The organism is Thermogemmatispora sp. (assembly GCF_019683635.1).
In the GTDB taxonomy this organism is placed as follows: Bacteria; Chloroflexota; Ktedonobacteria; order Ktedonobacterales; family Ktedonobacteraceae; genus Thermogemmatispora.
Genome location: NZ_JADGIA010000035.1, coordinates 21,330 through 32,126, shown reverse-complemented (window position 1 = coordinate 32,126; position 10,797 = coordinate 21,330). Strand labels below are relative to the sequence as shown.

6 protein-coding genes, 1 tRNA gene, 1 pseudogene and 1 riboswitch are annotated in these 10,797 nt (G+C 59.8%); of the genes and pseudogenes, 5 read left to right on the top strand and 3 right to left on the bottom strand.

The genetic code is table 11. The features are described from left to right. Window positions 1-533: 533 nt before the first annotated feature. The 3 genes from IRZ31_RS06240 (at window position 534) to IRZ31_RS06230 (ending at window position 4,594) form a co-directional block, all read left to right on the top strand. Window positions 534-1,487, top strand: coding sequence for an MBL fold metallo-hydrolase (locus tag IRZ31_RS06240; protein ID WP_297151103.1), 954 nt, complete (start codon window positions 534-536; stop codon window positions 1,485-1,487). A gap of 73 nt (window positions 1,488-1,560) precedes the next feature. Further along, complete coding sequence (locus IRZ31_RS06235) at window positions 1,561-1,902, top strand: YrdB family protein (RefSeq protein ID WP_297151101.1); 342 nt, start codon at window positions 1,561-1,563, stop codon at window positions 1,900-1,902. A 316-nt stretch (window positions 1,903-2,218) separates the two neighbouring features. After that, window positions 2,219-4,594: a phosphoketolase family protein gene (locus tag IRZ31_RS06230; RefSeq protein WP_297151098.1), complete on the top strand. Its 2,376-nt coding sequence runs from the start codon at window positions 2,219-2,221 to the stop codon at window positions 4,592-4,594. A 134-nt stretch (window positions 4,595-4,728) separates the two neighbouring features. Here IRZ31_RS06230 and thiC read toward each other — a convergent pair whose 3' ends face one another. Together thiC and IRZ31_RS06220 are read right to left on the bottom strand one after the other, a co-directional pair. Then, window positions 4,729-6,066 carry a phosphomethylpyrimidine synthase ThiC gene (gene thiC, locus IRZ31_RS06225; RefSeq protein ID WP_297151095.1) on the bottom strand — a complete coding sequence of 446 codons (1,338 nt, stop codon included), beginning with the start codon at window positions 6,064-6,066 and terminating at the stop codon, window positions 4,729-4,731. A gap of 57 nt (window positions 6,067-6,123) precedes the next feature. Further along, window positions 6,124-6,237: riboswitch (TPP riboswitch) on the bottom strand. Window positions 6,238-6,510: 273 nt separating this feature from the next. Beyond that, a complete protein-coding gene (locus IRZ31_RS06220; protein WP_297151092.1) occupies window positions 6,511-7,278 on the bottom strand; it encodes a glucose 1-dehydrogenase in 768 nt (255 codons plus the stop codon). A gap of 191 nt (window positions 7,279-7,469) precedes the next feature. Here IRZ31_RS06220 and IRZ31_RS06215 point away from each other — a divergent pair, with 191 nt between their 5' ends. Next, window positions 7,470-8,090, top strand: coding sequence for a TetR family transcriptional regulator (locus tag IRZ31_RS06215; protein ID WP_297151089.1), 621 nt, complete (start codon window positions 7,470-7,472; stop codon window positions 8,088-8,090). Window positions 8,091-8,298: 208 nt separating this feature from the next. On the opposite strand, the gene IRZ31_RS06210 is transcribed toward IRZ31_RS06215, so the two are convergent. After that, window positions 8,299-8,384, bottom strand: a tRNA-Leu gene (locus IRZ31_RS06210). A 320-nt stretch (window positions 8,385-8,704) separates the two neighbouring features. Here IRZ31_RS06210 and IRZ31_RS06205 point away from each other — a divergent pair. Next, window positions 8,705-10,690, top strand: a pseudogene (locus IRZ31_RS06205) (CHAD domain-containing protein). The last annotated feature ends 107 nt before the right edge of the window (window positions 10,691-10,797 follow it).

The following is a 10,797-nucleotide window of genomic DNA, read 5'->3' as shown; positions in this document are numbered from 1 at the left end:
CCAGACGGCAAAAGGCTATAGGCGCGGGAGCGTGCGACCTGAGCCTAGCAGAGTAGGGGCAGCGTCGGCGCGGAGCCGCTGAATGACAAAGAACGGCGTGCCAAAAAAAGCCGCTGCCCGTAACCATGGGCAGCGGCTCTGACAGTTCGCTTCCATGTGTCCTTTGCAGCATACCACACTTGCCCTCTCCCGTCAAGCCTCCCATCTCAAACGCCAAAAGCTCGTCTATTCAGACCTCACTCCCTTTTTCTGGGCGCTACAGCCGTGGAACCGGAAGGCGCGCACTGCCACCTCTGACAGCGCGAAAGGAAGAGCAAGGCTTACTGGCAAATTCCAAACAGCCATCATCTCCCCTTATCTCTGGCTTGCAACCGTCGGCATTTCTGCAGTATGCTGGTGTTATCACGCTTCAGCTCCACACTCTGGCCTGGCAGCAAAACGGCGAGCTCAGCCCGCTTCAGCAGGCCCTCTAGCGAATTACACTGATCGGCAGGATATTGATCTGCTACTTCTGCAGCAAGGGAGCACTGATCATGAGCGAACAAGTGACCTTGATGCCGGTCGACAACGTCGATGTCACCATCCTTGTGGACAACAGCGTTGACGTCCTGCTGCCTGGCAACGAGATGGTTCGGCGCGCTCCGCTAGCCATCAACTGGACCGAGCGCGAGCAGCTCATTGCCGAGCACGGCTATGCTCTGCTGCTCACAGTCGTGAGCAACGGGCAGCGCGCTTCTCTGCTCTACGACGCCGGGCTTGGGCGCAACACGCTCCTGCACAACATGGATGTATTGGAGGTGCGTCCAGCTGATCTACGGGCTATCGTTCTCTCGCACGGCCACGCTGATCATCACGGCGGGCTGGAGGGCATCGTTCGCCGCCTGGGCAAGCGCGGTCTACCCTTGCTGCTCCATCCCGATGCCTGGCGCTATCGGCGCATCATCTTTCCAACCGGCACCGAAATTCATATGCCTCCACCCAGCCATGCCGACCTCGATCGCGAAGGCGTCACTATCATCGAAGAGCGTGGTCCTTCATTGCTCCTCGATGGCACGGTGCTGGTCACTGGCCAGGTTGAGCGCATCACCGATTTCGAAAAGGGTTTTCCCCTGCAACAGGCGCGCACAGAACACGGCTGGGAACCCGACATCTGGGTCTGGGATGACCAGGCCATTGTCTGTCACCTCAAAAATCGCGGCCTGGTGGTGCTCTCCAGTTGCAGCCACGCCGGCGTCATCAATATTCTGCAGCATGCTCGCCGGCTCACCGGCATCGAGACCGTCTATGCCTTTGTGGGCGGCCTCCACCTGAGCGGAGCCGTCTTCGAACCGATCATCCCGCGCACCATTGCCGAGCTGCAGGCAATTGGCCCCAGTGTCATTGTGCCTGGGCACTGTACCGGCTGGCGCGCAACCCATGAGCTGGCGCGCGCTTTGCCCGCCGCCTACATCCAAACAAGCGTCGGCACCACACTGCACTTTGCCTGATTCTCCCCCTTCCTTTCCTCAACCCCGGCATGCCAGGCCAGGAACAAGAGCGGGAGAGATTATCACCGTTGTCATGCTCAAAGAGGTAAATCGCGCTCTGCGCTTCCTGCTGGAAGTTGCCATGATCCTGGTGTTGGGCTACTGGGGAGCAAGCACCAGTCAGAGTCTCCCGCTCAGACTCCTCCTGGGGCTAGTCCTGCCTCTGCTCGCGATGCTCGTTTGGGGCCTGCTCATAGCTCCCAAGGCACGCCGCCGCCTGGCTGATCCCTGGCGACTGCTGGTCGAGCTGGCCCTGTTCAGCCTGGCTGCTCTGGCTCTGTGGGATCGGCAATTCTATCTACTTGCTATCGTGCTGGTCGTGCTCTTCCTGCTCAACCGCCTCGCTCTCTCGCTCTGGGGGCAGAACACGGTCTAGCGGACCGCAGCGACACCTTTTGCGTGGCCCAGTCGTACCTGTGACAGAGCGGAGATGACTGTTGCCACTGTACCTCTGCTACTGGTTGTATGGCATTGTGCCGTTCTTGTGAGAGTGAGCTGGATAGCAGTGAGCACGCTGTGAGATGCCCTTGCTATGCTCAGAAAGAAAGAAAACGAGCGAGGCTCACTGGCTATGTCCGAAGATGACTATGGCTGTGACCTTGAGCGAGGATCGCTGCAAAAGCTGCTAGAGTAACTGATAATTGTCAAGTGGGTATTCTTGCCTTGTTTGTCGCTGAACAGAGGAGGGAAGCATGTCGACCGCTGCCGGAGCGCGTACACTCAGCCAGCAGCAGCTAGAATTGATGCATAAGTATTGGTGTGCCGCCAACTACCTGACTGTAGGGCAGATCTACCTCCAGGAAAATCCCTTGCTCAAGGAGCCACTGCGGCCTGAGCATATCAAGCCGCGGTTGTTGGGACATTGGGGCACCTCGCCAGGGTTGAATCTCATCTACGTCCACCTCAATCGCCTGATCAAAGACTACGACGTCGATATGATCTTTCTGGCAGGACCCGGGCATGGTGGTCCGGCGGTGATAGCCAACGTCTACCTTGAAGGGACCTATTCAGAGATCTACCCGGAAGTGAGCCAGGACGAGCAAGGGCTACGTCGTCTCTTTCGCCAGTTCTCTACTCCTGGCGGTGTGCCCAGTCATGTCGGCGTTCCCATTCCTGGCTCCATCCACGAAGGGGGCGAGTTAGGCTATGTGCTGGCCCATGCCTTCGGCGCTGCCTTCGACAATCCCGATCTGATTGTAGCTGCCGTTGTCGGCGATGGAGAAGCCGAAACTGGTCCCCTGGAAGGGTCCTGGAAAAGCATCAAGTTCCTCAATCCCGCCCGCGACGGGGCCGTCCTTCCCATTCTCCATCTCAACGAGTACAAAATCTCCGGCCCGACGGTTCTGGGTCGCACCAGCGACCACCAGATCGAACAGCTCTTCTCGGGGCACGGGTACCACGTCTACTTTGTCGAGGGCCACGATCCGCTCGCTGTGCATCAGGCCCTGGCCGACACTCTTGACCGCTGCTATCACGAGATCCGCAGCTACCAGCAGCAGGCCCGGACCCAGGGTCTCAGTGGCGTACCGCGTTGGCCGCTCATCGTCCTCCGTACGCCCAAAGGCTGGACCGGCCCCAAGGAAGTCGATGGTGTCCCCATCGAAGGCACCTTTCGGGCCCACCAGGTCCCCCTGGAAGAAGTACGGACCAATCCCGTCCATCTCAAGTTGCTGGAGGACTGGTTACGCAGCTATCACCCCGAGGAGCTGTTTGATGAACACGGGCGTTTGCGCCCCGAATTGGCGGCTCTGGCCCCGCAAGGCGAGCGCCGCATGGGCGCCAATCCTCATGCCAACGGTGGCAAGCTGCTCGTTGACCTGCGTCTGCCAGATTTCCGCTCCTACGCGGTCGACGTCTCCAAACCGGCTACCAGCTACTATAGCAATACTCGCCCGTTGGGAGCCTTTTTACGTGACATCTTCAAAGAGAACGCGGAGCAGCGCAACTTTCGCTACTTCTGTCCCGACGAAACCAACTCCAATCGGCTCGGCGACGTTTTCACCGTCCAGAACCGGACCTTTTTGGAACGCATTCTGCCCAGCGATGACCATCTCTCGCCGGATGGGCGCGTCATGGAGGTGCTCAGCGAGCATCTCTGCGAGGGCTGGCTAGAGGGCTACCTCCTGACCGGCAGACATGGCCTGTTCGCCACCTACGAAGCCTTCGCCATGATTGCCGACTCCATGATCATCCAATATTCCAAATGGCTCGAAGGCGCGCGCGCCCTCAACTGGCGGGCGCCAATCGCCTCGCTCAACCTCCTGTTGACCTCCACCTGCTGGCGCAACGATCATAACGGCTTCTCCCATCAAGGTCCGGGCCTCATCGATACCATACTCTCACGCCGGGGCAGCATTGCGCGCATCTACCTGCCGCCCGATGCCAACTGTCTGCTCTCGGTAGCTGATCACTGCCTGCGCAGCCGTGACTACATCAACCTGATCGTGGTCGACAAGCAGCCGCACCTGCAATATCTCAGCATGGCCGAGGCCGTCGAGCACTGCCGGCGCGGTCTCTCAATCTGGTCCTGGGCTGGCAACGAGGACGATGGCGACCCGGATATCGTGCTCGCCTGCGCCGGAGACGTCATGACAATGGAGACCGTGGCCGCCGCCTGGTGGCTCCGTCGTCGGCTCCCGCAGCTCAAGGTACGTGTCGTCAATGTCGTCGATCTGATGACGCTCTATCCTCCCGAACTGCACCCGCACGGCCTCGACCGCGCAACCTTCGTCGCCCACTTTACTGAGGAGAAGCCTGTCATCTTCGCCTTTCACGGCTATCAGCGCGCTGTTCACCAGCTTGTGCATGGGCGCCCCAATCCGGCCCGCTTCCATGTCCGTGGCTACAACGAGCAGGGAACCACGACCACGCCCTTTGATATGGTCGTCCTCAACGAAGTCAGTCGCTACCATCTCTGCCTGCTGGCAATGGAGCATGTACCACGCCTGCGCCATCTGACGGCGCCGCTCGTGCGCGAGTGCGAGGAGCGGCTGCGTGAACACCATCACTATATCCGTGAGCACCTGGAGGATATGCCCGAGATACGTGACTGGACCTGGACAGATTGAACTCTAAACGGAAGCGGCACAAGGAAGCGCTTTTGTTTTCTTCTCTTGTGCCGCCTCCAGCTAGTTTCAAGCGCTGCAGAATGGCAATAGGATCTGCCTCAAGTTGGGACCGCAGTGGCTCCAGACTCAACCCCTCAGCGCGCCAGCTGCTCCGCCGCCAGTGGACGCGGGCTACCGTCCCGTTGCTGTCGACGCAGCACATGCTCGACAAGATTCATGGGACAGAATGGCCCACACATTGAGCAGGCACGCGTCTTGGAAGCGCGCTCGCCGAAGATGCGCCGCGCCTCTTCGGGATAGAGCGCCAACTGAAATTGGGTATCCCAGTCGAGACGATAGCGAGCCTCCGACATCTGGCGGTTGCGAGCCAGGGCCTGGGGATGGCCGCGAGCTACATCAGCGGCGTGGGCGGCGATTTTGAAAGCCACCACTCCCTCGTAGACCTGGCGCGGGTTAGGCAGGCCCAGATGCTCCGCCGGCGTCAAATAGCAGAGCATATCGGCCCCATGCATGCCGGCCAGCGCCCCCCCGATCGCTCCGGCGATATGGTCGAAGCCGGCAGCGGTATCAACGGGCAGCATGCCCAGGATATAAAAGGGAGCGCCCCGACAGAGCTTCTTCTGCAGCTGGACATTGGTCTGCACTTCATTAAGGGGCACATGGCCCGGACCTTCAACCATCACCTGCACACCTGCGCGCCGCGCCCGCTCGACTAGCTCCCCCAGGATGATCAACTCGCCCACCTGGGCGCCGTCAAGATCATCAGCAAGCGATCCAGGCCGAAGGCCATCGCCCAGACTCAACGTCATATCATACTGGCGAGCGATCTCCAGCAGCCAATCGAAATGCTCGTAGAGCGGATTCTCAGCCCCATTCTCCAGCATCCAGGCCGCCAGCAGGCCCCCGCCGCGTGAGACAATCCCTGTCACGCGCCCCGCCTGCCGGTAATGCTCCAGATTCTGACGCGTCACCCCACAATGCACAGTAATGAAATCGACGCCAGCCTTGCCATGCTGTTCAATCGTCTCAAACAGTTCATCGGCGCTCATCTTGAGAAAAGAACCCTTCTCGCGCACCGCCCGAAACTCGGCTTCATAGATCGGGACTGTGCCCAGGGGAACAATACAGGACTCCAACAGCGTCTGACGAATGGCTGGAATGTCGCCACCGGTCGAGAGATCCATGACGGCATCGGCGCCAGCCTGCTGGGCCAGGGTGAGCTTTTGACGCTCCTCTTCTAGATTGACATAGTCATAGGAGGTACCAAGGTTGGCGTTGACCTTTACCAGGAGGCCCTGACCGATAGCGGTGAAGTGGGAGAGGGTGCGATGGTTGGGGTTGGCCGGAATGACTGCCAGGCCGGCAGCGACCTTCTCGCGGATCGCTTCAACGGGGAGACCTTCGGCTTGGGCCACGTAGGCCATCGCCTCGGTAATCTGGCCCTGACGGGCCTGCTCAAGCTGGGTTGGCACTGTTCCACCTCCGGTCATTGTCTGGGACTGACCTGAAGGGGAACCGGCAGCGGGTTGGGCAGCCAGACGGACCCTTCCCTCCGCCGGTATTACCCGGGTCAGGTTCGAGGGGTCGGCCCCGCTAACAGAGGCCCTCTCAGCCCGGTTGCCCGAGCTCCCCCAGGTCCAATGAGAAGCGCTCAGTCTTCTACTGAAAGAATCATACCATATGAATCCTGTTGGTGAGCCACGCTTGATAGCCGGCAGCGCGCTTCTCTGGCCGGCTGAAGACGGCACATGAGAAAATACGATCAGCCTGGGGAAGAGGGTAAGCATCCATCAACTGGTGCGGATAATACCGTTCGCCTGGCGCTGCCCAGCAGGGGCGGGAGCAAAGAAGGGAGCCGCCGGAGCTGGGGGGTGCCCGGCTCCGACGGCTCTTCTGTCTGCAGAGGAATAGCTCACTCAGGCCGCTAGCCAGCCTCCATCGACGGGCAGAATAGCCCCATTAATGTAGCTTGCTTCGCGGGAGGCCAGAAAAGCGATGGCCGCAGCGATCTCGTCAGGAGTAGCTACCCGCGAGGGGGCACTGGCGCGAATAAAAGCCCCAACACGCTCCAGGCCAGACTGGCTTGGAGCGCCCTGTCCCAGGCCAATGGCTGTAGCCACCGCGCCAGGGCAAACAGCGTTGCAGCGGATACCGCGCTCGCCGTAGTGGAAAGCGATGCTGCGGGTCAGGCCGATCAGTCCGTGCTTGGAGACGGTATAAGGAGTACCGGCGGCGCCGCCACGCAGGCCAGCCTCGGAGGCCGTATTAACGATCGTACCGCTGCCCTGCTCTAGAAAAATCGGAATGGCCCGGCGACAGGCCAGGAAGGGACCGTAGAGGTTCACTGCGAGCACGCGCTCCCATAACTCTAGGGGAACCTCGGCGGCGGGCGTCATCAGATCCATGATGCCAGCATTATTGCACAGGATATCGAGCCGTCCGTAGGTCGAGGTAGCAGTAGTCAGCATGGCCTCAACACCGCTCTCTGAGGCCACATCGGCACGGCAGGCACAGAGCTTTGCCCCCTGCCCTTGCAATTCTGCCACCAGTGCCTGCAGCGGCTCCTCGACGAGGTCAACAGCTACCACGGCTGCCCCTTCGCTGGTGAGGCGCTGCACCAGTGCGCGACCGATGCCCGACGCGGCTCCTGTCACTACGGCAACCTGTTGCTCGAAGCGCATCATCTCTTGCTTACTCCTTCTCTGCCAGACTGGCGACATCAGAAAACTCTGAGCTATCCCTGCTCGTCGCCCGATCCTGGCGGCGCCTGACTGCCGGAGCAGCGACGTCAGAGCCCGTGCGAACCGGTTGTCAGCGCCGCTTGCTCGCATTATAATGTCACTAACTGACAAAAGTCAATGAAAGACAAAAGGGAATGAGTGACACAGCCATTTCGCAACAGGATCAGGTTGGGCAGCCTGGCCTGCGTGAGCGCAAGAAGCGCCTGCTTCAGGAAGCCATCGAGCAGGCTGCGCTCAAACTCTTTCTGCAGCGTGGCTACGAGCAGACCTCGATTCAAGACATTGCCGAAACAGTCATGATCTCGCCACGCACCTTCTTCCGCTACTTCCCATCCAAGGAAGAAGTTTTACTGGGGCCAACGCGCACTGTTATGCGGGCCGGGCTAGAGCATCTGCGCACTCTGCCGAAGGCGCAGCCAGAGGATGAGGCGGCGCGCACCGCGCTGAGATCTGCCGTGTTACACATTGCTCATCTCTACCAGCAACAGCGCTACAGTTTCCTGCTTCGCTATCAGATCGCCCGCCAGGTTCCATCGGTGGCCGCTTTCTACCTCTATGCCCTTTTGGAGGCCGAAACAGCTTTCTGCCATCTCCTCCAGGAACGCGTGGGAGGAGCGTGCGAATATAGCCAGCTTCGCTTGCTGGTGGCGACCCATGTGGCCATCCTGCGAGTCGCGCTAGAGCAATGGCTTGATGGGGGAGCGCAGGGTGACCTCCAGGCTCTTCTTCTCAACTACCTTGAGGCACTGCACTAAAAAGCCAGATTCTGGCCCTCCCTCTCAGAGGGCTTGTGGTACCTTGTGCAAGGGAGAGAAAGCCGGAGGGGTGGCTGCTGCTCCTGCTGGGGGGTGCGGAGCCTTTGGAGGAGAGGGCCAGCCGCTGTCGGCAAAGGAGCAAAAAAAAGAAACTGCCATACGTGAAAGGGCTTCTTCAGCCCGCTCACATATGGCAGCCTAGAAAGGGTGCCGAAGGTGGGATTCGAACCCACACGCCCGTGGTAAGGCACAACGCCCTGAACGTTGCGTGTCTACCAGTTTCACCACTTCGGCTCGTGCTTGCGGCCTGCTGCCCATCTGCCTGGGCGGTAGGGCTTTCGGTTCCGTGACGCTATATTACTCCAACTTGGGCTTTCTGTCAAGGGGTTTCCCGGCAAATTTTTCAAGTGGCTGCCTGATCCCGGTCCTCTTCTCCGGCTCGCGGGCAAGCATGCTATAATGAGACAAAAGCGGCCAATTGTCGGTTCGCCTGAGAGGTGGCCTGGTTTCTGCCAGCGGCCAGCGCAACGCGAGTAAGCTGGCGAGTCGAGTGGCTCAAGGAGACCGGGCTGTCAGACAAAGCAGGTCCTGCAGAGAGAGCGAGACAAGCATCTATGGGAGCAGAGTCGCGGCCAATTCGAGCGGCCATCGACATCGGTAGTAACACGATTCACATCGTAGTTGCCCGTTGCTGGCCTGATCACCTGGATATTCTTGCCGATGAACTCGACCTTACGCGTCTTGGGGAGAGTGTCAACGCCAGCGGCACTATCTCTGAGGAGAAGATGGAGCAAGCCGTAGCGGTCATTGCGCACTACGTCGCCCTTGCCCGCCGCCTGGGAGCGGAAACCATTCTCCTGATTGCCACCGAGGCTATTCGCCGGGCCAGCAATCGAGAGACTTTCCTCGACCGAATTGAGCAGCAGGTGGCGCTCCCGGTGGCCCTCATCAGTGGCGAGGCAGAGGCTGTATTGACCTTCTATGGGGCCACCTATGAACTCTATTGCACAGGTCGGGCTCCCATTGACCTCGGAGTCGTTGATCTCGGTGGCGGAAGCACCGAACTGGTCACTGCCCATGACGGGCAGATTACCTGGCGTCTCTCCCTGCCCATTGGCTCAGGCTGGTTGCTTGATCGCTATCTGACTTCCGATCCTCCAACCCGTCAGGAACGTGCGACCGCGCGGGCCTTTCTGCACGATTATTTGCACAATCTCACCATTCCATTCTACCCGCCTGTGCTGATTGCCACCGGTGGTAGCGCCAATTCGCTTTGGCTGCTGGCTGAACGCGCCTTTGGCCTGCCGACTCACCAGCGTGCCCTGAGCGCCGATGAGCTGGCTCAATGCGAGGGACTGCTGGCGGCCCTCTCGGCGAACGAGATCGCCGAGCGCTACGGCCAGCCTTACAAGCGGGCTCGCATTCTCCCTGCTGGCGCCCTCATCTTACGCTCCCTGCTGGCGCGTCTGGGGCTGGATCAGCTACTGATTAGCCCCCACGGCATTCGCGAGGGGGCTTTGCTAGCCTATGAGCGCTACGGGCCGGACTGGCTGCACGAGGTTGAGAGGCAAGGAGCTGCCGGCGGCCAGGATCGGACTCTGAGCCAGCAGTGGCAGACTGCCAAGGGGGCCGGCCTGGACAATTTCCTGGCCTATGGTCGTCGCCTGCTTACAGAGCGCCTGGAGAAAATGCTCTCCTGGCGTCGCCTCCTGCTAAAGGAAGCTGATGAGGAAGCGATCCATAAGATGCGCGTGGCTTCACGGCGTCTGCGGGCGGCCCTTGACGCCTATCGTGGCTATTTAGAGCCAGCGGCCTTCAAGAAGCTCTATCGCCGCCTCAAAAAAACCGCAGCCCTCCTCGGCACTGTGCGCGACAGTGACGTCCTGTTGCTGAATCTGCAGACACTGCTGACAGCAGCTGAGGCTGAAGATCGACCGGCACTCCTATGGCTGCTAGCCGTGCTGGAGGAGCAGCGTGGTCAGCAAGTCTCCGCTCTAGAGGAGCATCTGCGCGAGCTAGATGGCGAGGCATTACGCGCGCAGCTGCTGGCCTGCTTTGCAGAGGAGGAGTGTTAAGGAATGGCCAAAGCCCAGCCTGTCAAAGGTCTTGATCCTTGTGCTCCCGCCGCACACAATGCGCGACTCATCGCCTTACAGCGCTTAGAGGAACTCTATAGCTGGAGCCAGGCCGCGGACGATCCACGCGACACGCTGCGCCAGCACCATCTACGTATTGCTGTCAAACGGCTTCGCTATACGCTGGAGCTATTCCAGGAGGTGTTACCGCAAGAGTGTCATGCTGTTCTAGCAGAGCTGGAACAGCTGCAAGAAGAGCTGGGGAGACTCCACGATCATGATGTTCTCATTGCCTTGCTCAAAGGAATACTGACCGGGCAGGACGTTGCTGATGAGGTGGTGGAGACTGTAAGTCTTCTCCAGGCCCTGGGAGAGCCACCTCCTGCGGTTCAGGAGAGCCTGCGTCACTTGCTACCGCGTCTCCTGCAAGAGCGCGAAGTGCATTTCTTCGCCTTCCGTCAACATTGGCACGAGCTTGAAGCTCGTCACTTCCGACAAGAGCTACAAGCCCTCTTAGGCAGCTAACCTAGCGGAGTGGCGTTCGCAAGCTGCTTCTTCTCTGCACGGCAGTCTTCGTCAATCTGGTGTACAATAAGAACAGGTAAAGGGAAAGTAAACGCCAGGTTAAAACT

Bases quoted from the DNA above. Each gene is read 5' to 3' on its own strand.
- IRZ31_RS06240 (WP_297151103.1), top strand. From the start codon at position 534: ATGAGCGAACAAGTGACCTTGATGCCGGTCGACAACGTCGATGTCACC.
- IRZ31_RS06235 (WP_297151101.1), top strand. From the start codon at position 1,561: ATGCTCAAAGAGGTAAATCGCGCTCTGCGCTTCCTGCTGGAAGTTGCC.
- IRZ31_RS06230 (WP_297151098.1), top strand. From the start codon at position 2,219: ATGTCGACCGCTGCCGGAGCGCGTACACTCAGCCAGCAGCAGCTAGAA.
- IRZ31_RS06220 (WP_297151092.1), bottom strand. From the start codon at position 7,278: ATGATGCGCTTCGAGCAACAGGTTGCCGTAGTGACAGGAGCCGCGTCG.
- IRZ31_RS06215 (WP_297151089.1), top strand. From the start codon at position 7,470: ATGAGTGACACAGCCATTTCGCAACAGGATCAGGTTGGGCAGCCTGGC.